The sequence below is a fragment of the Rhodococcus sp. NPDC080181 genome (assembly GCF_040702225.1).
Lineage (GTDB): Bacteria > Actinomycetota > Actinomycetes > Mycobacteriales > Mycobacteriaceae > Rhodococcoides > Rhodococcoides fascians.
This window is the reverse complement of record NZ_JBFBKN010000002.1, coordinates 71,218-96,065: the sequence shown is the minus strand read 5'-3', so window position 1 is coordinate 96,065 and position 24,848 is coordinate 71,218. Positions and strand designations below refer to the sequence as shown.

20 protein-coding genes are annotated in these 24,848 nt (G+C 64.9%); 11 read left to right on the top strand and 9 right to left on the bottom strand.

Annotated features, from left to right (window positions below):
* Window positions 1–133: 133 nt before the first annotated feature.
* The 7 genes from AB0O58_RS02695 (at window position 134) to AB0O58_RS02665 (ending at window position 14,305) form a co-directional block, all read left to right on the top strand.
* Window positions 134–9,931 (top strand): amino acid adenylation domain-containing protein, encoded by a 9,798-nt coding sequence (locus AB0O58_RS02695; RefSeq protein WP_366237823.1) that lies wholly within the window; start codon window positions 134–136, stop codon window positions 9,929–9,931.
* Window positions 9,931–10,806 carry a cyclopropane mycolic acid synthase family methyltransferase gene (locus AB0O58_RS02690; protein ID WP_230073058.1) on the top strand — a complete coding sequence of 292 codons (876 nt, stop codon included), beginning with the start codon at window positions 9,931–9,933 and terminating at the stop codon, window positions 10,804–10,806. The genes AB0O58_RS02695 and AB0O58_RS02690 overlap by 1 nt, the downstream gene beginning before the upstream one ends.
* Before the next feature lie 103 nt (window positions 10,807–10,909).
* Window positions 10,910–11,215, top strand: coding sequence for a hypothetical protein (locus AB0O58_RS02685; protein WP_366237822.1), 306 nt, complete (start codon window positions 10,910–10,912; stop codon window positions 11,213–11,215).
* Window positions 11,216–11,241: 26 nt separating this feature from the next.
* Window positions 11,242–11,418 carry a hypothetical protein gene (locus AB0O58_RS02680; RefSeq protein ID WP_366237821.1) on the top strand — a complete coding sequence of 59 codons (177 nt, stop codon included), beginning with the start codon at window positions 11,242–11,244 and terminating at the stop codon, window positions 11,416–11,418.
* A 295-nt stretch (window positions 11,419–11,713) separates the two neighbouring features.
* A complete protein-coding gene (locus tag AB0O58_RS02675) occupies window positions 11,714–12,382 on the top strand; it encodes a hypothetical protein (protein ID WP_052054927.1) in 669 nt (222 codons plus the stop codon).
* Between the two features lie 59 nt (window positions 12,383–12,441).
* Complete coding sequence (locus AB0O58_RS02670) at window positions 12,442–13,149, top strand: GAF domain-containing protein (RefSeq protein WP_366237820.1); 708 nt, start codon at window positions 12,442–12,444, stop codon at window positions 13,147–13,149.
* A 124-nt stretch (window positions 13,150–13,273) separates the two neighbouring features.
* Window positions 13,274–14,305, top strand: a complete 1,032-nt coding sequence (locus tag AB0O58_RS02665; protein WP_353852317.1) for a sugar transferase — start codon at window positions 13,274–13,276, stop codon at window positions 14,303–14,305.
* A gap of 12 nt (window positions 14,306–14,317) precedes the next feature.
* On the opposite strand, the gene AB0O58_RS02660 is transcribed toward AB0O58_RS02665, so the two are convergent.
* Genes AB0O58_RS02660 through AB0O58_RS02640 form a run of 5 tightly spaced genes read right to left on the bottom strand, consistent with a single transcriptional unit; the run spans window position 14,318 to window position 17,890 of the window.
* Window positions 14,318–15,382, bottom strand: coding sequence for a 2-oxoglutarate and iron-dependent oxygenase domain-containing protein (locus tag AB0O58_RS02660; RefSeq protein WP_288124083.1), 1,065 nt, complete (start codon window positions 15,380–15,382; stop codon window positions 14,318–14,320).
* 50 nt (window positions 15,383–15,432) lie between these two features.
* Window positions 15,433–15,882: a twin-arginine translocase TatA/TatE family subunit gene (locus AB0O58_RS02655; protein WP_288124082.1), complete on the bottom strand. Its 450-nt coding sequence runs from the start codon at window positions 15,880–15,882 to the stop codon at window positions 15,433–15,435.
* Window positions 15,870–16,649: a twin-arginine translocase subunit TatC gene (gene tatC, locus AB0O58_RS02650; protein WP_288124080.1), complete on the bottom strand. Its 780-nt coding sequence runs from the start codon at window positions 16,647–16,649 to the stop codon at window positions 15,870–15,872. Before tatC ends, AB0O58_RS02655 begins: the two co-directional genes overlap by 13 nt.
* The gene (gene tatA, locus AB0O58_RS02645) at window positions 16,646–16,852 is read right to left on the bottom strand and encodes a twin-arginine translocase TatA/TatE family subunit (protein WP_027495512.1); all 207 of its coding nucleotides are present in this window, start codon (window positions 16,850–16,852) and stop codon (window positions 16,646–16,648) included. Before tatA ends, tatC begins: the two co-directional genes overlap by 4 nt.
* 33 nt (window positions 16,853–16,885) lie before the next feature.
* On the bottom strand, window positions 16,886–17,890 hold the full coding sequence (locus tag AB0O58_RS02640; protein WP_032374947.1) for a 3,4-dioxygenase subunit beta: 1,005 nt from the start codon (window positions 17,888–17,890) through the stop codon (window positions 16,886–16,888).
* Between the two features lie 169 nt (window positions 17,891–18,059).
* Between AB0O58_RS02640 and AB0O58_RS02635 the strand changes: the two genes are divergently transcribed.
* On the top strand, window positions 18,060–19,082 hold the full coding sequence (locus tag AB0O58_RS02635) for an ABC transporter substrate-binding protein (RefSeq protein WP_366237819.1): 1,023 nt from the start codon (window positions 18,060–18,062) through the stop codon (window positions 19,080–19,082).
* Between the two features lie 72 nt (window positions 19,083–19,154).
* On the opposite strand, the gene AB0O58_RS02630 is transcribed toward AB0O58_RS02635, so the two are convergent.
* Entirely contained in the window at window positions 19,155–20,129 is a 975-nt protein-coding gene (locus AB0O58_RS02630; RefSeq protein WP_366237818.1) for a GGDEF domain-containing protein, read from the bottom strand.
* A 249-nt stretch (window positions 20,130–20,378) separates the two neighbouring features.
* On the opposite strand from AB0O58_RS02630, the gene AB0O58_RS02625 reads away from it, so the two are divergent.
* Complete coding sequence (locus AB0O58_RS02625; RefSeq protein ID WP_366237817.1) at window positions 20,379–21,305, top strand: GGDEF domain-containing protein; 927 nt, start codon at window positions 20,379–20,381, stop codon at window positions 21,303–21,305.
* 10 nt (window positions 21,306–21,315) lie between these two features.
* Here AB0O58_RS02625 and AB0O58_RS02620 read toward each other — a convergent pair whose 3' ends face one another.
* A complete protein-coding gene (locus AB0O58_RS02620; protein WP_366237816.1) occupies window positions 21,316–22,110 on the bottom strand; it encodes an SDR family oxidoreductase in 795 nt (264 codons plus the stop codon).
* 155 nt (window positions 22,111–22,265) lie between these two features.
* On the opposite strand from AB0O58_RS02620, the gene AB0O58_RS02615 reads away from it, so the two are divergent.
* Both AB0O58_RS02615 and AB0O58_RS02610 read left to right on the top strand, forming a co-directional pair.
* Window positions 22,266–22,589, top strand: coding sequence for a hypothetical protein (locus AB0O58_RS02615; protein ID WP_288122925.1), 324 nt, complete (start codon window positions 22,266–22,268; stop codon window positions 22,587–22,589).
* A gap of 163 nt (window positions 22,590–22,752) precedes the next feature.
* Window positions 22,753–23,721 carry a diiron oxygenase gene (locus AB0O58_RS02610; protein ID WP_032366953.1) on the top strand — a complete coding sequence of 323 codons (969 nt, stop codon included), beginning with the start codon at window positions 22,753–22,755 and terminating at the stop codon, window positions 23,719–23,721.
* Here AB0O58_RS02610 and AB0O58_RS02605 read toward each other — a convergent pair.
* Complete coding sequence (locus AB0O58_RS02605) at window positions 23,694–24,431, bottom strand: TetR/AcrR family transcriptional regulator (RefSeq protein WP_052057102.1); 738 nt, start codon at window positions 24,429–24,431, stop codon at window positions 23,694–23,696. The two genes, AB0O58_RS02610 and AB0O58_RS02605, sit on opposite strands and share 28 nt — an antisense overlap.
* A gap of 53 nt (window positions 24,432–24,484) precedes the next feature.
* Window positions 24,485–24,841: a metalloregulator ArsR/SmtB family transcription factor gene (locus AB0O58_RS02600; RefSeq protein WP_032366952.1), complete on the bottom strand. Its 357-nt coding sequence runs from the start codon at window positions 24,839–24,841 to the stop codon at window positions 24,485–24,487.
* Window positions 24,842–24,848: the final 7 nt, after the last annotated feature.

The following is a 24,848-nucleotide window of genomic DNA, read 5'->3' as shown; positions in this document are numbered from 1 at the left end:
GATCGACGTTGCTGGGCGGCACGTCAGCCGAAAATTCACGCCGTCGAAGCATATGCGTTGAGGAGGTCATCGAGTGTCGCCAGAGGTTGGTGAGTTGTTCGAGGATGGCCGCTTCCCTTTGTCCGCTGCGCAGATGAATATCTACCTCGCCCAGCAGCTGGCTCCGGACGTACCGTTCACCATCGCCCAATACGTCGAAATTCGTGGCGATATCGACCCGGCCGTACTGATCCGAGCCACGGACATCGCGTGCAGACAACTCGAATCCCCGGCCGTCCGAATCGGGCTGCACGACGGTCATCCGTACCAGTGGCGAGACCTCCGGGTTCCGTACGCGATGATCTATCGCGATTTCCGAGACCGCGAGAATCCGGTCGAGGATGCTCAGCGCTACATGGACGAGCAGTATCGTCGCCCCGTCGATTTGGTTCGCGATCAGTTGATCGCCTCCGAGATCATTCAGGTGAACGATGGGCACTACTACTGGTACAGCCGCGCCCACCACATCGTCATGGACGGACTCGGCGCGATTTCCGTCCAGGAACGCACCGCGGCGGTGTACACCGCGTTGACCGAGGGCACCGAGATACCCAAGACGCGCGCCATCGGCGTCCGTGAGATCTACGACTACGAGGCCGCCTACCCCAACTCCTCTCGCTACGACACCGACCGCCAGTACTGGCTCGGACGACTCGACGGCCACCTCGACGCACCCCGACTGGCCGGCAACACGTACACGCGCGCGGCACCGAGCGGCGTGACGGTGAGTGTGGGTGCCGTGCTGGACGCAGACCTCACCGAAGCCGTGGCGGCCGTGGCACATCGGTACAACAGCTCCGACGTCCCCGTCGTACTCGCCACGTTCGCGCTGTATCTCGCGCGCATGACCGACACCGACGACGTCATGCTCAGCCTCCCGGTATCGGGGCGAGCCACCACCAAACTGCGGGAATCCTCCGGCATGATGTCCAACGTCGTGCCCCTGCGCATCGGCGTCGAACAGGGTGTGACCGTCGAAGAACTCCTCCGACGCATTCAGGTGGAACTCACCGGTGCACTGCGCCATCAGCGTTTCCGCGTCGAGGACATGCAGCGCGATACCGGCGACGGCACCGGCAGCGCCGCCGCTGGACGCGGAGTGTTCGGCCCCACGGTCAACATCATGATGTACAACAGCACAATTCGCCTCGGCGACGTCATCGGCGAATACCGCGTGCTCTCCAGCGGCCCCATCGACGACATGATGGTCAACGTCTACCCCGGAGTTGCCGGCACCAGCACACGCGTCGACTTCCTCGGTAACCCGGCCCTCTACTCCACCGACGAACTCGCAGCCCATCACCGCCGGTTCCTGGTTCTGCTGCGTGCGGTGGTGAATGCCCCTGAGGGCCTTGCGGTATCGGAATTGGATGTGCTCGACGCCGCGGACGAATCCGCGTTGCTGACAGCATGTCCAGCGGACACGGTGTGGCCTAGGCCGTTGCCGTCGCTGCTGCAACGCGGGACGGTGGTGCGTGCCGCGGGTGTCGATCAGTCCAGTGAGGACTTCACCCGGGTCGCAGAACATATTGCTGCGCAAATGGTCTCGCTGGGCGCAGGCGTCGAGAAGCGCATTGCCGTGGCGATGGAACGCTCCTACGAATCTCTGCTTGCCTCGTGGTCGGTATCTACGGCCGGGGCCTCGTTCGTGCCGGTCGACCCCACCGAGCCCGCCGAGCGACTGGCTACGGTGCTGGCCGGCGCAGACATCGAATTCGGTATCACCACCAAGGATGTGCTGGAACAACTTCCGAACACCATCGAATGGTTCGACATCGAGGATCTGCTCGACGCGAACGAGCGCGACCTCGCGCCGCCGGCGCTGCACGTCGACAACGAGGCCTACGTCATCCACACCTCGGGATCGACCGGAAAACCCAAGGCCGTCAGCGTCACTCATCGCGGCCTGGCGCAACTGGCCGACAACGTCGTCGATCGGTATGCCGTCACCGCCGACTCACGAGTGCTGCACCTGGCCTCGCCCGTGTTCGACGCGTCCGTCCAGGAGATTCTCGCGGCCTTCGCGGCGGGTGCCACCCTGGTGATCGCCCCGGCCGATGTCTACGCCGGGCCTGCCGTCGCCGCGTTCCTGGCCAGCGAGAAGATCACGCATCTGATCACCTCACCGACGGTGCTGGCGACACTCGACCCGGAGGATCTGCATTCCATCGAAGTCTTCGACGTCGGCGGCGAGGAGTGCCCACCCACGTTGCGAGACCGGTTCGCCTCTCCCCAACGAACGATGCTCGACGCCTACGGCCCTACAGAGACAACGGTATTGGCGACACTGTCTGCCCCGATGGTCGTCGGTGAGCGCGTCACGATTGGTGCGCCGCTGCCGGGCGTTCGCGCACTGGTACTGGATTCGCACCTGCGGCCCACACCCCACGGAGGCGTCGGCGAGCTGTATCTCGGCGGCGACGGACTCGCCCGGGGATACGACGGCCAATTCGGTTCGACGGCGGCGCGATTCGTCGCCGACCCTGGTGTGGCGGGTGCGCGGCTGTACCGGACGGGCGACATCGTCCGGTGGTCGTTCGACGGGTCGTCGCTCGAATACCTGGGCCGCTCCGACCATCAGATCCAATTGCACGGGCGTCGGCTCGAACTCGGTGAGATCGAATTCGCCGCGGCTTCTTTCGCTGGAGTGACCGCGGCTGTGGCCGTCGTTCGCGACGACCGACTGGCCCTGTACGTCACCGGTGCCTCCGACGGGCTCGACGGTCACCTGCGGAACCGTTTGCCCGCGTGGGTGATTCCTCGTCACATCGTGGTTTTGGACGCACTGCCGATGACGGCAGGCGGCAAGGTCGACCGCCGGACATTACCGGCCCCCACCGAGCCGACGGACACCGAGTACGTACCGCCGCAGACCGAGACCGAACGCGCAGTCGCCGCAGCCTTCGCCCACGTCCTCGGCGTCGAGGAGGTGGGTCGTGAGCATTCCTTCTTCGAGCTCGGCGGTGATTCGCTCAGCGCCACCCGAGTTCTCGCTCGCCTCGGCTCGGGAGTCTCGCTCACCGCGTTGTTCGCCGACCCCACCGTCCACGCCGTCGCGGCCGCCATCGATTCCTCGGCCGAGCGTGAAGTGTCCCTCGACTTGCTCGATACCGTTCTGCCGGAACGTGTCCCGCTGTCGTACGCGCAACAACGCCTGTGGTTCCTCAACCAGTTCGACCCCACATCACCTGCCTACAACATGCCCATCGCCATCCGGGTCGCAGCGGGCGGCGATGCGTCGTTGGTCCTGACAGCACTGCGCGATGTCGCCGAACGACACGAAGCGTTGCGCACCTACTACCCGGACGGTGGTGACGGTCCGCGGCAGGTGGTGCGGCCTACCGACACCGTCCTGGTCGATGTACCGGCCCGCACTGTGCCCGAGCACCACCTCGACGACGCCGTCGCGGCTATTGCCGGACAAGGGTTCGACGTCGCGGCCGACGTGCCCATCCGGGCAGCGCTGCTGAGCGTGGAGGAGTCCGGCGACACGGTGGTCGTCGTGGCAGTGCACCACATCTCGATGGACGGATGGTCCCTCGACCCACTCGTGCGCGACTTCGCGTTCGCCCACGCATCACGCACGGCCGGTCATGCACCGACGTGGCCGCGCCTACGCGCGCAGTACGGCCAGTACTCGGTGTGGAACCGCGCGACGGTGGATGCGGTTGCCGACAAACAACTCTCGTTCTGGACCTCGGTGCTGGGGGAGCGCGACACCGCGTTGGCGGAATTGCCATCCGACTTCCCCCGGCCTGCCGTGCAATCGATGACCACCGATGCGGTTCCGTTCGAGATCGGGCCGGACCTGCATGCGGGAATCCGTGAGCTGGCGCGGTCGAACAACGCCACCACCTTCATGGTGGTCCATGCCGCGGTGGCTGCGGCCCTGAGTCGATTCGGCACGTCGAACCGTGTGGTGGTCGGATCGCCGACGGCCGGGCGAGGCCACGAAGCCCTCGACGAGATGGTCGGAATGTTCGTCGGAACACTCCCTCTCGCAGTCACAGTGGACCCGGCCGGCAGTTTCGTCGACCTGCTGGATGCCGTCCGTTCCGCAGACCTCGACGCCTTCTCACACTCGGACGTGCCGTTCGAGCGCATCGTCGACGCCGTGACGACCGACCGATCCCTGGACCGGCACCCGCTGTTCCAGGTGATGCTGGCATTCGACAACGCACCGCACCGATCGGTCGACGACCTGCCGTTCTCGGTGCTGGAGATACCCACTTGTACCTCCGAGTTCGACCTCAATCTCGTGCTGGAGGAATCCTCCGCCGCACAGGCCGAATCGGCCGGTCTCGTCGGACAGATCGAATACGCGTTGGACCTGTATCAGCGGGCCACCGTCGAACAGTTCGCGTCGGCGGTGACGGCACTCCTGCATGCGGCGGTGTCGGACCCCGCGTTCGTCGTCGGCGACCTCGCTCTTGCCGACGCACCGACACAACCGGTCGAGTCCGACACTGGCACGCTCCTGGACGTGTTGATCGGTGGTACAGCAGATTCGGTAGCGATCGATGGCCTGGAATCGCTGACGTACTCCGGACTCGATCGACGATCCAACCGGATCGCGAGACTGTTGATCGCCCACGGCGTCGGACCGGAAACCCTCGTCGCGTTGTCGCTCGAGCGCTCGGCCGAGTACATCGTGGCGCTGTGGTCCGTGGTGAAGGCCGGCGGCGCATTCGTACCGGTGGATCCCCGCTACCCGGCGGCCCGTCGGGAGCAGATGCTGGGGCCCATCGAGATCGGGTTCGGCGGAACGGAACCGGGAGTGGGGTGGGTCGAGGAGAGCGACGCGCAGACGTTCAACGACGCGCCACTGACCGACGACGACCGACTGGCGACGCTCGACCCTGCGCACCCGGCCTACGTAATCCACACGTCGGGTTCCACCGGTACGCCCAAGCCCGTCATCGTGACGCATCAGGGTGTGTATTCACTGGCACAGCAGGTCGTTTCGCGCTACGGAGTCGAAGCGACGTCCAGGGTGCTGCACGGATACTCGGTGAACTTCGATGCCGCAGTGCTCGAGCTCGTGCTTGCGTTCGGGGCCCGAGCGACCATGGTGATCGCGCCACACGGCCTCCTCGGCGGGGAGGAGATGGCCGCCTTCCTCGCCGAGCAGCGGGTGACCCACTACCTGTCCACGCCCGCGGTACTCGCGACGGTGCCGCCGGTGGCCGGCGTCGAGACCGTCGCCGTCGGCGGAGACGTGCTCGGTGCCGGGGTCGTCGACGCGTGGTCGCCGGGACGGTCGATGCTCAACGCCTACGGACCCAGTGAAGCCACGGTGGTGGCCACCCTGGCCGATTCGCTGCGCGCCGGAAAGCCCGCCACGATCGGCCGGCCGTTGGATCACGTCGGAGCGTTCGTGCTCGACGACCGGTTGCAGCCGGTGCCGCTCGGAGGCGTCGGAGAGCTGTATCTCGCGGGGTCAGGAGTAGCTCGCGGCTACCGAGCCGATCCGGCGTCGACTACCGCGCGCTTCGTCGCAACCGACGGCGGTGCCCGGATGTACCGTACCGGCGATCTCGTCCGACGTGAGCTGTCGGGACTACTCGACTACCGCGGTCGGCGCGACGACCAGGTGCAGATCAACGGTGTGCGCATCGAACTGGGCGACATCGAGAGCGCACTGACGGCACATCCCGACGTCAGCGCGGCGACAGCACTGGTGGTCGACAGCAGAATTCACGCCTGGGTGGTGGGAACCAGCGAGTTCGATGCGGCCCAGTGGCTCCTGGACCGGCTGCCGTTGGCGATGCAGCCGGCCGTCATCACGTCGATCGATCGTATTCCGTTGACCGGCAACGGAAAGGTGGACAAGGCGGCCTTGATTCCAGCGATAGCGTCGGACTCCGAGTCGGGTGTCGGACGTACGTTGACGCAGGACGTCATTCTCGGAATCTTCGCCGACACGTTGGGAATCGACGCCCCCGCGGTCGACAGCAATTTCTTCGTCCTCGGGGGAGACTCCCTCGCGGCCACCCGCGTCGCCACCCGCATCAGTGCGGTGCTCGGCGTTCGGGTGCCGGTGCGGACTGTGTTCGAGGCCCCCACCGCGGCGCAGCTCGCGTCGGCGATCGAGTTGCTGTCCGAAAACTACACCGCGCTCCCTGCGCTGGTGCACCGCGCGGATGCGCGCTCCTACTCCGGCCTCGCGCCGGCCGAGCGACGAATCTGGCTGCAGAATCGATACGACCCGACATCGGCGGCTTACAACATCGCCTTCGAGGTAACGCTTCCGGACGGCCTCGACCTCGAGGTGCTACGCGCGGCGATTGCCGATGTGCTGGAACGGCATACGCCGCTCCGCACGGTATACCCGTCGACGGGCGATGGGCCCGTGACCGTCGTGCTCGATCCGCAGATCGTGCTCTCGACCCTGGACGACGCTCATGCCGGCATCGGCGGGGTGGCACAGCAGGGCTTCGACCTGACCGTCGAGGCACCGCTACGACTGATGCTCGCGGAACGTCGCGCTGAGCGCGTGCTGACCGTCGTCGCGCACCACATCGCGGTCGACGGCTTGTCGCTACGTCCACTGAGCCGCGATATCGAGACGGCTCTGCTGGCTCGAACGGCCGGAGCTGCACCCCAGTTCACTCCACTCGCCGTCGACTATCCGGACTACCGGGTGTGGCAACGCGACGTACTCGACGCGGTGGCGTCCGACCAACTCGACTTCTGGCGTCGCACCCTTGCCGGCCTGCCGGAATTCCTCGACCTGCCCACCGGCACTCCTGACGCCGAGCAGGACGCGTCTGGAGTCCAGTTTGCCGTCGACGCAGACACTCTCGCGAATTTGCGGTCGCTCGCGCATCGCCTGGGTGCGACAGTGTTCGTCGTCGTCCACGCGGCGCTGGCCGCCGTACTCGCAGAGGCCAGCGGCACGCGGGACATCGCCATCGGAACTCCGGTGTCGGGTCGAGCAGATCCGGCGCTCGACCACCTCGTCGGTATGTTCGTCGGCACCGTCGTCCTGCGGACCGACGTCGATCCGGCGACGGCGTTCGAGGACTTCGTCACCGAGGTGCGCAATCGAGACCTCGATGCCTTCGCGAACTCGGACGTCCCGTTCGAGTGGGTGGTGGACGCAGTGCAACCCACCCGCGCCGTCGACACGCACCCGCTGTTCCAGGTGCTTCTGGCCTTCGGTGACGTCAGCACGCCCACAATCGAATTGGGCCCGAGCGCAGTCAGTCCGCGTCGAGTGGATATCACGGCGACGCAATTCGATCTGGAGTTCGTCGTCGAAGAATCCGATGCCGGGCTGCTGGGCACTCTGGCGTACTCCGCCGACCGGTTCTCGCGGGCGGTCGTCACCGGACTCGCGGAACGTTTGACCACGGTGTTGAACACAGTCGCCGCGGCACCGGACCTTCGGCTCGGCAGCGCAGACTTCGGCCAGGGCGGATCGGCGGTCGTGTCCCGTCGAGACGGTACGGCCGATCAGTCCACACTGGCGCAAGTGCTCGTGCGGGCGGCGAGTAGCTGGCCCGACAACATCGCGGCGATCGACGACGCACGATCGGTGACCTACCACGAGCTGGACAGGCAATCGAATGCACTGGCCGACAACCTCGTTCGGGCCGGAGTCGAGCCGGGATCTCTGGTGGCGATCGCCCTGCCACGGTCTGTCGAGTACCTCACCGCGATCTGGGCCGTGGCCAAGACCGGTGCCGGCTTCTTGCCAATCGATGCGTCGCAACCGGCCCCGCGAGTACGGGAAATCCTCGATCGCGCAGCCCCCGTCACCGGAATCGCGTCCGTGGACTTCCACTCGGCCGGCAACGACTGGCTGACGGCTGATGGCGACGAGCTCGACCTGTTCCAGGTACGCGAAGCAAGCGTCGACAGCACGGCGTACGTCGTCTACACCTCGGGATCGACCGGGGCACCGAAGGGCGTCCGGGTGACGCACCGCGGCATCGCGAATCTCGTTCAGAGCCAAAGAAATCTGTTCGGCGTCGAGCCGACATCCCGGGTGCTGCAGTTCGCGTCACCGAGTTTCGATGCGTCCATCTTCGAGACGCTGATGGCCGTCGGTGCCGGAGCGAGCGTGGTGATCGTGCCGCCCGAGGTGCACGGAGGACGCGAGCTCGAAGCGCTCATCGACCGGCACCAGGTGACCCACGCCTGCCTCACGCCGACCGTGCTGCAGGTGACCGACTCCGCGCTGCCCTCCCTCCGAGTGGTCGTCATGGCCGGCGAGGCCGCCAATTCTGCACTGCTGCAGCGATGGTCGCAGGATCGCTCGGTGTTCAACGCGTACGGGCCCACCGAGGGAACCGTCATGAGCACCTGCACCACGCATCAGCGGGACTGGGCATCGGCTGCGGTGACCATCGGCGAACCGACCCTCGGATTCGACACGGTGGTGCTCGACGCGCGTCTGCGACCGGTGGGCACCGACGTCGTGGGGGAGCTGTACCTGGGCGGGGCTGGCCTGGCCGACGGGTACGTGGGCGACGCGGCGTTGACGTCGAGCAGCTTCGTCGCCAATCCCTTCGGTGACGGCAGGCTCTATCGCACCGGCGATCTGGTGCGGTGGGTGGCGCGCGAGACCGGACGCGAACTCGAATATCTGGGTCGAGTCGATTCACAGGTGAAGATCCGCGGCCATCGCGTCGAACTCGCCGAGGTCGAGGCGGCACTGCTGCGTCACCCCACCGTGCGTCAAGCCAGCGTGATCGGGCATGCGAACTCCTTGGCTGCCTATGTGGTGGGTGCGGTCGAACCGCGAGAGACTCGCGGCTTCCTGGCGCGAACGGTGCCTGCCTACATGGTGCCCAGCACCGTGACCGTCGTTGATGCACTGCCGATGACGTTGTCGGGCAAGGTCGATACGAGCAGGCTGCCCGGGCCCGCAGTGATGTCGACCGAACGACGCGCGCCGGTCTCGTCCACCGAAGTACTCGTACACACCGTGTTCTCCAACGTGCTGCACCTCGCCGCCGACGACATCGGCATCGACGACAATTTCTTCGACCTCGGTGGGCATTCCCTCTCGGCGGTGCAGGTCATGGACGCCCTCGGCGACAAGCTGAGCCGTCGAATCCGGATCAGTGCATTGCTCGAGCACCCGACGATCACGGCACTGGCCGCGCGCCTCGACATGGACGACGGAGACATCGAACCGAGTGGCGCGTTTGACGTGCTGCTGCCGTTGCGGACCGACGGCGTGGGCGCGCCCCTGTTCTGTGTGCACCCGGCCATCGGAATTGCCTGGAGCTACCTGTCGTTGCTCGGGGAGACGGACCGCCCGGTGTACGGCCTGCAGGATCCGGGCATCTCGAACCGCGACGCTGCGCCGTCGTCGATCGAGGAGTTCGCTTTCGTATACGTGCGGATGATTCGAGATATTCAGCCTCACGGGCCTTACCACCTGCTGGGGTGGTCGTTCGGCGGCGTGATTGCCCACGCGGTGGCCGTGCAGTTGCAGTCGGAAGGCGAGGACGTCCCGCTGCTGGCCCTCGTCGATGCGCAACTCGCAGCCCCGGACGACGCCGAGGAATTCGGCGTCGACGATCTGGCTCGTCAGCTCGGGGTCGAGGCGACGTCCTTCGAGGACATCGTGGCGGAATTGCGGAGTACGCGAACCGAACTGGCGTTCCTCACCGAGGACGATTTACGTGCCATGTATAGACCGGTCGTCTCCGCTGCCAGCTGGGTCGCGTCGTACGAGCCGGCGGTGTTCGCGGGCGATGTCCAATACTTCGCTGCCCGCGGCTCGGACGGCGCGAAGCACTGGACGGCTCTGGTCGACGGCCGGATCTCGGTGACAGAGGTCGATGTGGAACATGAAGACATGCTGGGCGAGCAGGGTGCCCGTGCACTAGGCCGAGTGATCGGCGCCGATGCTGTGGGGAAGGGTGTGGCGTGATGAATCAACAACTGGAGCCGTTCGTCGATGATGTGCGGGCGCATTACGACCTATCGGACGATTTCTTCGCGCTGTTCCTCGATCCGAGCATGACGTACAGCTGCGCCTACTTCGAGCGTGACGACATGACGCTGGAGGAAGCGCAGACGGCCAAGATCGACCTGGCACTGGGCAAGCTCGATCTGAAGCCGGGCATGACACTGCTCGATATCGGTTGCGGCTGGGGAGCTCTCGTCAAGCGAGCGGTGGAGAAGTACGACGTCAACGTCATCGGTCTGACGTTGAGTCGAAACCAGTACGAGCGCGGTCGCGCGCTCGTCGCCGACCTACCGACCGAACGCAACGTCGACATCCGGTTGCAGGGCTGGGAGGAATTCGACGAGCCCGTCGACCGGATCGTCAGCATCGGCGCGTTCGAGCACTTCCGACGTCAGCGGTATTCGGCGTTCTTCGCCAAGTGCCGTTCGGTGTTGCAGCCCGGTGGCCGAATGCTGTTGCACACCATCGTCATCACGCCGCCCGACCCAGCCTCCGGGGGTGGACTCACGCGTGAGGATGCGCATTTCTCCCGCTTCATCCTGCGCGACATCTTCCCCGGTGGGCAGTTGACGTTGGTCAAGGTGGTGAAGGCGAAAGCGGCCGAAGCGGGATTCGAGTTGCTCCGCGAGCATGCGCTGGGACCGCACTATGCACGCACACTCGACACGTGGGCCGAGAAGCTGATCGCATCCAAGGACGAGGCCATCGCACTGTCGTCGGAAGCGACCTACGACAAATACGTGCAATACCTCACCGGGTCGTCGGAGCGATTCAAGAACTCACGCATCAACGTTGTGCAGTTCACCCTCGAAGCCGGGGACACGCCTGCGGAGTGATGGTGCGACCAGCCCTTGACTGGGGAGGTCAACTAGGTACTCTGGCTAACGACAGTGGCCATGTTCGTAAAATGCAGGGCAGCGGTTGGGCCGGGGTGGAGACATGAAGAGCATCCGGACTCCGTGGGGTGTGACCCTGCCGTCAGTGGTCTATGCGGCAGTAGTGTCGCTGGCCATCACCCTTGGATCCGCGTTGACGATGGCACGACTCGACTTGCCCTGGTGGGTATGGGTTGTCGAGTTCTTGCTCTTGCTCGCGGTCACGTTTTCGATCACCGAAAGCAACGCCACCCCAGCAGGCGACGGGGTTTTCACCGTGACCAACGCGCGAACACTTGCTCTGTCCGGCGGTGGCCTGGTGCTGTTCGTCGTCTTGGTCGTAATCGTTCTTGTCTTCTGGTCCGAGTGAGACTGCTTCCGATGTAGGAGGAATCCGTGCACACAGTGTTCTGGGCACCACGTTTTGCGGTTGTGTACTTTCTCGCGGCGCTGGCGACGGTTGTCCTGTTCACTGCCATCGGCGCGAACATGGCAATAGTGGCACCGCTGATTCTGGCCCTGATCGGGATGGGAGTTGCCGTGTTGATCCGAGGTCGCACGGTTCGCCCATGACGCGTTCCTGAAGCCGGCTCGCAGTGGCTCCGCTCGGCTACGCGGCGTCCTTTTCAGGTGGTGGTTCCTGTGTCGACCTGCTCGGGGACTCGGTTGCCGACTCTTCGACGTCCGCCCGGCGAATGCCACGACCGATCCACACGGCAACGAGCGCGCCGATCAGCAACCACACGGCGACGATGCCGACAACCCACCACACGAGTCGCATTCGTAGCGGGGCGCTGGTTGGATGGGTGTGAAACGCGACCAGCGTCGCTCACCCCGTACCGACATTCATCGACGAGGAATGCCCACCATGAAGACTGCTCGACTCGGTGTTGTCAGTGGACTGTTCGCCGCCCTGGTTCTTGCGTTCACGGCGACGTCCACCGGCACCGCAACCGCAGCGCCGCTTCCGGTCGTCGGCCCCGGTAGTGGGTTCGTCACCACCGGAGGCCTCGACGACCTCACCGTTTGTTCCATCGCGGCCGTCGGCTACGACGACGCGGGCCGGCTGGTCGCACTCACCGCAGGCCACTGCATCCTTCGCCCGGGCCTACCCGTCACGCTCGTCGGATCGCCCGCGGCCCCGGTCGGTACTACCGCCGTCGGACATTGGGGGCCGGATTACGGCGTCATCGTTCTCGACCCCACCAAAGTGACACCCGTCAACAGTCTCGGCGGAGTCACTGTCACCGACATCGGTACCGCATCGGTGGGGCAGCCCGTCTGCAAGACCGGGCTCGGAAGCGGAGTGACATGCGGCAGCATCGTCGACGCCCGCGGCAGCGACCTGATGTCCGACGCCCTCACTGTCTGGTCCGACTCCGGTGGACCTCTGGTCGTCGGCACCACCCTCGTCGGCATCACGAGCCACGCCTCCGGGGTGCCGCTGCTCAGCCCCACCGCATACGCGTCGGCGGCGGAATCTGTTCGGCTGCTGAATCAATCGGGAGCGCCGGGAGCCGGCTTCCGTCCAGTGTGAGCCGGGGTGGCCGGCCGATCGCTGCGCGCAACAGCGCGTAGTGAACTACCGTCCGATAGGTGGACTTGGGAAAAACCGGATTCGGAGATCGAATCAACAGGCTGTTGACGCACCATGCCGACAAGGCCGGCGAGTCCCTCAACACCTACGCACGTCGGGCAATCATCACTCGCCTCGTCACCGAACTCGAACGAGAGTCTTCACCGGAAGTGGCCGCGGTGCTCGCGGACGCCCGTAGTTTCGAGTACGAGAACATCGAGTTGTCCGATCCCGATTCGACGTCACTTCCGCAGACGTACTTACAGATCGGCGACGTCGACCGTCTCGCCGCGGTACGAGCTACCGGCATGATCGGCAGTTCTCGTGACGAGCAGTTCGACAAACTGGCCCGGATGACATTGCGAGCCATGGGAGCACAGGGTGCGTCGATCTCGTTCGTCGACGATCACACACAATTCATCAAAGCCAGCGTCGGAACATCGGGAACGGCAGCGCAGCCACAGACCTTAGCGGTGGAACGGTCGGCATGCCGTGTCGTGGTGGAAACCGGCGAAACGCTGGTGGCGCAGGACATTCGAGAGCACGCGCTACTGAGGGATCACGCGACTGCGGATCTGATCGCCTATATGGCAGCGCCGATCAAGTCCGACGCTGGGTTCACCGTCGGAATGCTGGATGTGTGGGACTACCGGCCACGTAAATGGACGTCCGGCCACGTGAAGACCCTCGAAGACATCGCCTGGCTCATTCAACAGCGAATTCGTTGACAGCAGCGCTGTTTCGGCAGTGACAATGCTTGCGTTGCACGCCGGATGAAGGTGAAGGGTGATATGTCTTCGGTGTACGAAATGTCGACTGCCGAACGGCGTCACCGCTCTGAGGACATGAAACTTGGAAGGATGGGGACAGCGCTGGCTTCGCGCGAAACACCATGCGAGTGCACCGACTGTCATCGTCGGTAGTGGTCCCGTCACAGAGCAACTGGCGCGCAGAATGAAGCAGTCCTCCGAATACGGGATGGATCTCGTCGGGACAGTCGACTCCTCGCCCGACGTCGACCCCTCTGTGCAACAGGGGCTTTCGTATCTGGGACCGCTCACCGACCTGACTCGAATACTCCGAGCGCATCGGGTGGAAGAGGTGGTGGTCGCGTTCGCCTCGGCTCCGCACGAACAAATAGTCGACGCGATCCGTGCGGCACAGCATGCCGGTGCCCGCGTCTGGCTCGTACCCCGCATGTTCGACACCGTCGGAATGCACGCGCGCATAGAGCATCTGGGCGGGCTGCCCCTGATGGTGCTGCAGCATGTCGATCCGAGGGGGTGGCAGTTCGTCCTCAAGGGCGCACTGGACCGGGTCGCTGCCGGACTGGCTCTGCTGCTGCTGTCGCCGGTGTTCCTCGTGCTCACCGTGCTGGTACGGGCGAGTTCCCCCGGGCCCATCTTTTTCGCGCAAGAACGAATCGGCCGAGACGGAGTTCCGTTCGACTGCTTGAAGTTCCGGTCCATGCGGCCACCACGTGACTCCGATGCGGACTTCGTCCGGACCGAGGGAGCGGCACCCGGCGGTGTGGAAGGCGTGGATCGACGCACCCGGATCGGCAAGATCATGCGGCAGACCTCGCTCGACGAGCTGCCGCAGCTCATCAACGTGCTGCGCGGCGACATGAGCCTGGTCGGCCCCCGTCCCGAGCGGCCGGAGTACGTCGACCTGTTCGCAGCGCAGATCAGACGCTACGGAGAGCGACATCGCGTCAAAGCAGGTCTCACCGGATGGGCTCAGGTGAACGGACTACGCGGTCAGACCCCCATCGCGGATCGTGCGGAATGGGACAACTACTACATCGAGAACTGGTCCCTCCGGCTCGATATCAAGATCGTCTTTCTGACGTGCATCGCCGTGCTCAAGAGGTCGGAAGACTGACCGACGCGTCCGTCATCGGCCTTCCGCCGCGCGGACGCGTGCGGCCTCGCGGACCGCGCCGACATTCGCCTTGCCCTGCCGCGATCCGGCGAGCTTGGCGGCGATGTGATCGCGTACCGACACCGGCTCGTACGCCAGGCCGGAATCCGCGTCGAGGTGCGACGGCAACGTGGAGATCACCGCGTCGACATTGCCGTCGTGGAAGAACGCCGCCGACCGCCGACGCACGATGGTGCCGTCGACGACGGGTGGCTTGACGCGATGCAGAGTGGACAGCCACCGGTCGTTGGTCAATCGCGCAGTGAGGTCTCCCAGGTTCACCAACAGCGCTCCGTCGCGAGGAGTGACGTCGTGCCACACGCGGTCGGTACCCAGCACCTGAAGACCGGCCACCTGGTCGGCCCACAACACCGTCACGATCCCGAAATCGGTGTGCTCGCCCATCCCGGTGAGGTCACCGTCGAGGGTGACCATGCCCTCGGGCAGGGCGTAGTTGCTCATCCGCAGCACGTCGATCGAGTGGTCGGTGAGCGTGTCGAAGAAGTCGACCGGTAGCTCGAGTGCCGCAGCGAAGATTCCGGTAAGAGTGCGGGCGACCCGAGACGCCTCGGCAAAATATCTGTCGACGTCGCGGCGAAAATCTGGCAGCTCGTCGGGCCACACGTTGATCCCGTAATCCGATTCGTCCAGATCGAGGGAGTCGAAGGACCGCGCTTCCACCCCCACATTGAATGCCTCGAAGAAGTCGTTCATTCGCGACGCCGACTCGACTCCCACACTGAGGCTCAATGATTCGCTCTTGGGCGGGCTGTATCCACGATTCGCGTCGGGTATCCGGTACTCGTTCTTGGTCGCAAGCGGCAGCGCGAAGAACGAGTCGATGGACCGCGCCAGACCGTCGAGCACGTCGTCTCCGATGCCGTGCCCGGTGATCTGCATGAATCCGGAACGGGTGCAGGCGTCGTCGATCTCGGCCACCACGCGACCTCGGGCTACCGCATCGGCCGTACTGCCCGAGGCGAAGGGGTCGATGTCGATCGTGGGGATCTCGAACTCGTGTGCACGGTGATCGGACATCGGCGTTCACTCTCCTGGAGTCCTAGCTGCTGAGCCGACAATTTACCGCCTCAGCACGCACTTTCGCGCGTCGATGCCTCGGCAGCGAGCCGGCGTGGATCGTTCTCGGGCAGTGACTCGATGAGCACGCGACGCGGATGCGACGACGGTCCCGTGATCAGATACTTCTGACCGGGTCGCACTCGGGCGGCCTCTGCGACCAGTTCTGGATCGGTCGGCGTCCCCGTGTCGTTCTCTCGCAGAGCGTCGTTCTCTCGCAGTGCGTCGGCGACGATGCGGCGTGGGTCGTACTGTCTGAGGTCCAACGACTCCCACTCGCTGCGGCGCAGCGGGACGCCCATCTCGGCCTCCGCTGTGCTGCGGGTGCTGTCGACGAAGTGCCGCAGCGTGCGCACCGCCCGTCCGAGTCGGTGGGCGTAGTCAGGCAGTCGTTGCGGGCCGAGGACGAACCCCGCAATGATCGCGACGAGCAACAATTTCTCGAATGTCAGGCCGAACATGATGAATTCTCCTGTGCAATAGCACGTCTGGACGATCGTCTGTCGTGTATCTCGGTGATCGCGAGAGCAGCGCCGAACAAAGTGACCATCGGCAGCGCGACGAGGAACATGGACAGCACGTCTGCCGCGGGGGTGACCAGCGCGCTGAACAGGGCGATCGCCACCGCGCTGACACGCCAACTGCTGCGTAGCCTGTGCGCGGAGACGATGCCGAGGCAGTTCAGCATGACCAACACTGCCGGCAGGACGAAGGCGATACCGGTTGCCAACACGATCTTCATGACGAAATCCACGTAGTACGACGCGTTGAGGATGGTGCTGTCCTCGTCGGACGAGAAGCCCGCGAGCACGCTCACCATACGAGGAAAGATGGTGAACCCGAATGCGCAGCCGGCGACGAACAGTGGGGTAGCAGCCGCGGAGAAGCCGAGTACGTACTTATTCTCGCGACGGGTCAATCCTGGAGTGAGATAAGCGAAAATCTCCCGCAACCACACCGGACTCGACACGATGACGCCGGTGAACAGTGCGATCCGCAGCTGGAGATCGAATGCGCCCGTGACGGTCTCGAAGTTGAGGCTGGCCTGGCGGGACAGCGCCAGTTCCTCGACGGGGCCGCGGAGGATGTCGAGAATCCGATCGGAGGTCGCGAAGCCGATCACGACGCCGACGAGCAGCGACACCGCCGCACGGATCGCACGGCGACGTGCCTCGCGCATGTGCCCGGCAAGGGGCATCGCACCCCGCACGGCGGTGGCTGCGGTCATGAGGCGTGTCGGTATGGAACCGGGACCGAGACGTCATCGGGCGTCGTCGATGTCTTCGTTTTGTCATCACGCACTTCGTCTTTGAGGATGCGCATCGACTGGCCGACACCCTTGGCGAGCGAGGGGAGTTTGGTCGAACCGAACACGAGCAGAACGATGGCGAGAACGACGAGGGCGTGCCATCCAGTGAGGTTGTGCAACATGATGTTTCCTTCGGTGGGTAGTGTCGGGGAGGGTCAGTTGGTGGGAGCGGTTCCGGCAGGTCCGCCGGCCGGGGGTGTGCCGCCCATCGGCGGTTGTCCGCCGCCGCCGCCCGCACCGCCGCCGGAAGGCGCTGCGCTCATGGCGGGTTCGGTGGTGGTGTCGATCGCGACTGCCAGCGAGCCGACGTAGCCGCTCGTGGGGTCGCCGGTGAAGGTGCCCATCTCCAGGTCGTAGCCGTCACCGAACACGTTGTCGTTGTCGAGACTGCCGAGCTGGGCGAGGTTGCTCGCGGAGCCCGGATAGGTGTCGAGCTGGTAGATGTCGTTCAGGATCTCCTGCGGAAAGGCGACCTGCGAGGTGGCAATTGCGTTCTCCGCGTTGGTTGCCGACGCTGCGTCGGGGTAGACCTCGAAGTGCATGTGCGTCCAGCGGCCGGAGTAGCAGCCGGGCACGATGGTGTCGAAGGTGGCGCTCCCGCTCGCATCGGCCGCCTGCACACCGCGTAGGTACGTCTCGTCCTCGGCACCCTCGGAGTACATCGAGTACTTGCCGTTCGCGTCGCACTGCCACAGGTACACCGCTGCCCCCTCGAAGGGGCGGTTGTCGTTCGCCATGTCGGTGAGGGTGAACGTGAACGACAGTGGGACACCGCTGACCGTGGTGCCGCCGTCGAGGCTCGACGTCACGTCTCGGCGAACGATTCCCGATTCTTCGAGAACGTTGACGCCGTTGGTGCCGTCGGCGGGATACGGGCCGTTGGTCTCCTGTGGAATCTCGCTCGTGGCCGAGGCGGTGGTCGCCGTCGTGGATGCAGCTGTGGTGGTGGTACTTCCGGCGTTCGACGTGCTCGAGCACGCCGCGAGGGCGAGTGCTCCGGCACCGGCTCCGACGATGCTCAGAACGCGGCGACGGGTCAGGAGGGTGGTGATGTCGAACGCGGCACCCTGATCGACCACCTCCTCGTCGGGACGGTCGAGCAGTCGACCTTCGTACGCGGGTCCGTCGGGGGTGTTCGTGGGTTCGGGAATGCGAGGCATCGCGCTCAGTCTCCTTCGATGTGGCACTGAATGTTTCGGTAGTGCCAATACTCTGCGGAGATCCGGGGAGAACCCTGGGCTCCGGCTGGGAGGTTCCTGGGAGCCCGATTCGCGGTTCAAGCAAGCTAAGGCTAACCTCTAGTCACTACCCCGACATACAGGACTTTTCATGACTCATCGTGTACTGACCAGCCTCGCCGCCGCTGTGCTCACCTCGCTCGCTCTGGTGAGCTGCAGCTCGTCCGATGCCGACGACGCTTCCGCCCCCGCCGCATCGTCCACCGACTCGTTTCCGTTGACCGTGCAGCACATGTACGGCGAGACCACACTCGACGCCGTGCCCGAGCGGATTGCCACGTGGGGCTTCGGCACCACCGACGCCGTGCTCGCACTGGGTGTGGTGCCGGTGGCCATGCCGTCGGCCGAATACGGCGGCGGCGACGACCTGATCTATCCGTGGATCTCCGACGCCATCGACGCGAGCGGTGGCCCCGCTCCGACGTTGCTGGACAACGTCACCAACGCATTGACGGTCGAGAAGGTGCTCGCCGCCGACCCCGACGTTCTGCTCGCCCCGCATTCGGGTCTGACCCAGGCCGAGTACGACGCGGTGACCGACGCCGGAATTCCCGTCATCGCCCCGCCGGAAGAGCTGTGGTCTACGCCGTGGCGCGATGTCATCACCACCACGGGCGACGTGCTGGGCGTACCGGATCGGGCTCGAGATCTCGTGGCCGATCTGGACAAGCAGGTCACCGATGCAGGCTCGCAACACCCCGAGTTCGATGGCCGCACAATCGCTTACGTGTCCGAGGCCGCAGATGTCTACTACCTGCTGCTGCCGTCCGACCCGCGGGTGGAGTTGCTCGAGAATCTCGGCTTCACCTCGGACCCGTCGGTGACGGCCCTGGCGAGCGGCGACTCGACGTTCTCGACCACCGTCTCGGCGGAGAACATCTCGAAGATCGACGCCGACGTGGTGTTCACTCAGGTCGACACCGACGCTGCACTGGCCGAATTCACGGGATCACCGGTGACGCGACAGATCCCGGCCGTCGCCGGGGGAGCAGTGGCAGGATTCGTCGGGCAGGAAGCCGGTGCTGCAGTAGGCCCGACGGCACTGTCGATTCCGTACTTCCTGCCCACCCTCGTCGACGGACTCGCTCGGGCTACCGAGGTAGCCGGGAACTGACGCGGCAGCGATGCGGGTAGGGATTTGCTTTGGCGGCGTGGTGGTTTCTCCAGGGCACCGTCGACTGGATCCTCAAGGGCGTTCTCGGCGAACATGTTTGACGCCGTACAGATTCTCGTCCGCGCGGGCGAGAATGTCCGAGACAGACTCCTGCGGATCCGTGGACTGAGCTGTTCCGACGCTGGCGTAGGGCAACGACTCGGTGGTGATCCGGGCGAACTCGTCGACCACATCACGGCTGTGCCCTGTCAGGAGCGCCGCGAACTCGTCACCACCCAGACGAGCGATCACGGCGTCGGAGGGAGCTGCGCGGGTCCAGGACTGCGCCAGATCGATCAGCAGTTCGTCACCCGCACGATGTCCGCCCGAATCGTTGACGGCCTTGAAATTGTCCACGTCGACGATCACCACCGCGACCGGAAGCTCCGCAGTCCTGTTGCCTGCCACCTCCGCCGCGGCCATCTCCCATCCCGCCCGGTTGAACACTCCGGTCAGAGGATCGGTGCACGACGCCACGATGAGAGCCTTGGTCACCACACCGAACGCCTCGCCTGCGGCAATCACCGCGACGCCGAAGATCAGGTACGAAATTGGATACATCGGAGCAGGAGAAACCCACACCGCAGACAGCACACTCACCACGAGCACGCCGACCAGCACTCTGCCGGGTCCGTCCCGATGGAACGCACGGATGTACATCGCCAGAAACATCGCCGCGATCAGACACTGGCTCTGCGCCGCCGCGAGCCGATGGAACGCCATCACCGCGGGTGTCGCCACCATCGCCGCGGCCAGGGCAAGCCGAAGCGCCACCGCGGTACCGGGCCGAACCCACAGCATCACCACGCCGGCCGCTCCCAGACCGACAGCCACGACACCACCGGTGACATCGGACGTCACCCGGTCCCCGTGAGGCAGCAACGTCAAGATCACCCCCACTGCATAGAGACCGGTTGTGGCCAGCAGAAAGTACATCAACAGCCGCGTCCGTAGACCCGCCGTACCGTGCACCGAACTCGGATGCGGAACGTGCGGGAACGAGGGCATGGCCAATACCCTGCCAGGGCGCACGGCGCCTGTCTCGACCACGACCCCGCCGTTCCGTTGCCTGCGACGACTTTCGCATCGAACGAGCTCATCGGCGGCGGTGAATGCCGCCACAGCGTGCCCGCTTTTTGGGCTGATCGTGTTGCTGGTGCAGGAAAAGTACGGGGCGGTCCGGTAACGCCAGCGGGTAGGCGGCGATGATGAGCTGTGTCCCCACGGCGAAACAGGCAGCCGGCGAACGCGGGGTCGGTGGTGATCGACTCGCGTCGCCGCGTTCTGTCGTCCCTTCTCGCTGTACAGCTGGTGCTCTATTCAGCCGCGGTTTTCGCATCCTGGGCCGACACGAACGGTGCCGGGGCTGTGGGTGAGATGTGGGCCGCAGTGGTCGCTGCGGTGGGATTCGTCGCGATCCTGTCTCGTCGACCAGGCCCGGTGCGGCAGGGGATCGCGATTGCCTGTGCGGCACTGGCTCCAGCGCTGACGATGCTGACCCATCAGAATCTCGCTGCCCAGGTGTGGGCGCTGATTCCCGCGATGTTTCTGGCGCTCTACCTGCGCGCGACGTACCCCGTCGTCGTGGCACGGGTCCTGTGTGTGGCGTTGGCTCTGCTGTCGGCCACGGCACTGCTGCTCGCGCCTGCCCCGGCACCGATGCTGTGGGGCGCGCTCTACGTCGTGTGCATTCTCGCTGCCGCCGAGGTGTTCGGCGCTCTCGGTGCCGCCCTGATCGCAGGCGCTCTCCGTGACCCGCTCACCGGGGTGTTCAACCGCGCCGGTGCCGTCGACGCGGCGACGAATCTCGCTGCCCGAGCGGCTCGTCGATCCGAGAACATCGCCGCGATCGTGTTCGATGTCGACCACTTCAAAGCGGTCAATGACAGGGACGGCCACGCTGCAGGCGACCGCATTCTCATCTGGCTCGCCGACGCACTGACCGAGAAAGTACCGGCCGGAAGTGTGATCGCCCGGCTCGGCGGCGACGAGTTCATCGTCCTCGTCGCCGGACTCGACACGGCGCAGATCGACACTCTCGCGCAGGAACTCGTCGACGGGCATGTTGTCTCGGTCACGTACGGTATCGCCGTCGGTTCCCCTGGACCCGACGTACTCGAGGCGCTGACCCAGGTTGCCGACGCCGACATGTACCGCCGAAAGATGCTGCGCCGCAGCCGCTGACAGTGCTCGATCAGGGCAGGATGGAGTCGACGTAACCGCCGTCGACCCGCAGAGCGCCACCGGTGGTGGCCGACGCCTGATCCGAGCTCAAGTAGACGATCATGTTGCCGACTTCCTCGGGCTCGATCAGTCTGCCTATCAACGAGTTCGGGCGATGGTTCTTCATGAAGGTCGCCTGAGCCTCGTCCCACGGGAGGTCGTCGCCGACGAGCTCGGCCACGAAATCCTCCACCCCGCCGGTATGGGTGGGGCCGACGATGACGGAATTGACGGTAACTCCGGTCCCGGCAGCAGCTTTGGCGAATCCGCGACTCACGGCCAGCAACGCGGTCTTCGTCATGCCGTAGTGGATCATCTCCTCGGGAATGACCACGGCGGAGTCGCTACAGATGTTCTGCACTCGACCCCAACCGAATTCCATCATCCCGGGCAGGTAGGTGCGGATCAGGCGGACGGCCGAGAGCACGTTGACCTCGAAGTAGCGACGCCATTCGTCGTCGTCGATCTCGAGGGCGGGCTTGGATCCGAAGATGCCGAGGTTGTTGACGAGGATGTCGACCGCGGGGACGCGCGCGGTGAGTTGCTCGACGCCCTCGGCGGTGGCGAGGTCGGCGGCGACGCCGATGACACGCGCGCCCGGAACGGTGTCGAGTATCTGCTGCTCGGCTTTGTCCACGGTGGCCTGCGAACGCCCGTTGATCACCACGCGGGCACCCGACTGTGCAAGCGCTGTAGCGATCGCCAAGCCGATTCCCTGCGTGGAGCCGGACACCAGGGCAGTACGTCCATCGAGATCTATCTGCATGGATCCTCCTCGTCGTGTTCGTTGTGAGCCTACGCCGTTATAACGCGTATGCAACTAATCTGGGATTAGCACTCTCGGGCGTCGGGTGCCAAAATGGAGAGGCATACTTTCGTGCAACAAACCCCAGCTCAGCGAGCCTGAGGAAGGAGAGAGCAGTGACAGTGACATCCCCCGATTTCGACGCTCACGACATGGATGACGTGCTGCCGCGGTGGTGGAATCGACATATTCGCACCCGAACGCAGGTGACCGAGATTGCCGTGATGTTCGGCGCTCTGTCGATCGTGTCGTTCTGGGCCGCCGGCCTCGGCATCGCAGCCGGCCTCATCGCCATCGTGTCTGCGCTGTGGGCGGATCGAAGCCCGGATCTCTCCGGGCCGCGCGCTGAACGCAGCGATACCGCGCTCGCCATCGGCACCGGAGCGGTCGGCGTTCTCATCGGTCTCGGCTTCCTGTTGATGGTGCTGCCGCACTGGTGAGGTAAGGGTTCGTGGCGAGAGCCGGTCGACGACGCGTCGGCCGGCTTTCGTCGTCTTCGGCAACATTTCGGTAAGTATCTGCGACGGTCCGTTGCACTAACGGGATTTATATGTGACGCTCTGTAGCGTAAAGATTGTTCGGGACGCAGGCGGAAGGACCACCATGACTGCAGTCGACGACGCACGAACGCACTACCGAGACACCTTGCACTCCTTGTCGACGGCATCGGTGCATCAGCACTTCGACGCTTTCCTCGACATTCCCTGGGACGAGCCCGAATACGCGATCGTTCCCAACGATCCCCGGTGGGTACTCCCGGACGAGGATCCTCTCGGTCACACCGATTGGTACAAGTCGCTTCCCCTGGATCGGCAGATCCACATCGGCATGTATCGCCAGGCCAGCATGGTCAAGGTGGGCCTGCAGTTCGAGCAGATCCTCATCAGCGGCCTCATGCAGTACGCCCTGACGCTGCCCAATGACTCACCGGAATTCCGGTACTCGACGCACGAGGCCACCGAAGAGTGCCACCACACGCAGATGTTCCAGGAGCTGGTGAACCGCATCGGCATCGACGTGCCGGGTGGACCCGGATGGTTCCGCAAGATCGTGCCGATGCTCACGGTGTTCGCCAGCCGCTCGGCACCGTTCGGATTCTTCGTCGGCGTCCTCGCGGGCGAAGAGCCGATCGACCACATGCAGAAGGGCGTTCTGCGCGGAGGCTCAGTCGGCCACCCGTTGGTCCAGCGCGTCATGCAGATCCACATCGCCGAGGAAGCCCGCCACATCGGCTTCGCGCATCAGTACCTGCGGTACAAGGCTCCTCGTCTCGGTCCCTTCGAGAAGGCGTCGATCTCGATTCTCACGCCCGTCATCATGCGGTTGCTGTGCGACGTCATCATGAAGCCGAGCAAGCAGATGCGACGCGAACTCGACATCCCCGACGAGGTAGTGGACGCCGTGTGGTGGAACAGTGAATCGTCACGAAAGGCATTGCGCGACACCTTCGGTGACGTACGGATGCTCGCCGGTGAACTGGGACTGATGAACCGCGTCTCCAAGCGCGTGTGGCGCGCCCTCGGAATCGACGGACGACCGTCGCGTTACCGCAGTGAGCCCTCGTTCGGCTGAGCTGTCTGTGGGCCGGTGACAGATTCGAGAGGGACTTGGGGTATCGCGATTCCGCGTGATGCCCCAAGTCCTTTGACCTGCAGCCAGATGGTGTCGGCCAGGAACGTTGCGAAATGATCCAGGCCGGTGCGTGATTCGGTTTGCGCGCTCCAGCTGCGGACCGCGCCCATGCATCCGGAGACCAGGCCCGCGACCCACGGGCGCACCAGCGACCAATCCTCCGGCGACAGATCCGCATTCACCAACGCGAGGAACGCCGCGACGCTGACCTCCAGCTGCTCGGCGAGCAGGGCATTGGTCTCCTCGAGCGGACTGGGCGACTCGGCACTGACATCCTGCTCGACGAAACGCGTCCACGCCGGATGCTCGGCGACCCAGCGGACGTAGGTACTCACGACACGATGCACCACATCGCGTGGAGTGCCGGTCAATGCGAACGAGGCGACCAGCGCAGCGCTCAGCTGCTTACAGATGGCACGCTGAATCGCGGTGTCGAGATCGGTGCGATCGTTGAAATACCGGTAGAGGCCGGTGCGATGAACGCCCGCCTCGGCCGAGATCTGTGCAGTGGTCAGACGCTCCCCGGGAGCGATGTCACGGGCCAGTACCGTCATCGCGGCCTCGATGATGTGGCGTCGACGATCGGTGTTGTGCTGTTCCCACCGCCGCTTGCGGCCATCGGCCTTCGGGCGTGCGCCACCGTCACTCATGCTGCATGGTCTCATGTTCCACGGGCTGCTGTGGGCGCGTTGGGGTTCGGAGGTCACTCGTGCGGGGGTTCACCGGTCACCTTGTGGTCGGCAAAATTGAGGCCCTCACGCACCAGCCGAGCGAGGTGCCCGTCGGCGAGGTTGTAGATGACGTTTCGCCCGTCGCGGCGAGTCTCGACCAGACCGGTGAACCGGAGCTTCGCCAAATGTTGGCTGACGGCAGTGCGGGACGTGCCGGTGGCCGCGGTGAGCTCGCTGACGTCGGCGGGGCCGCGATCGAGTAGCCAGAGTATGTGCAGCCGAGTGGGATCGGACAGCATCCGGAACGTGTCGGTTGCCGTCGCCAGTCGCGCGGAGTCGGGTTGTGCCTCGTGATGGAGACTGATGCGCTGTTCCTTCTTCGGTGGCATCGAGGTG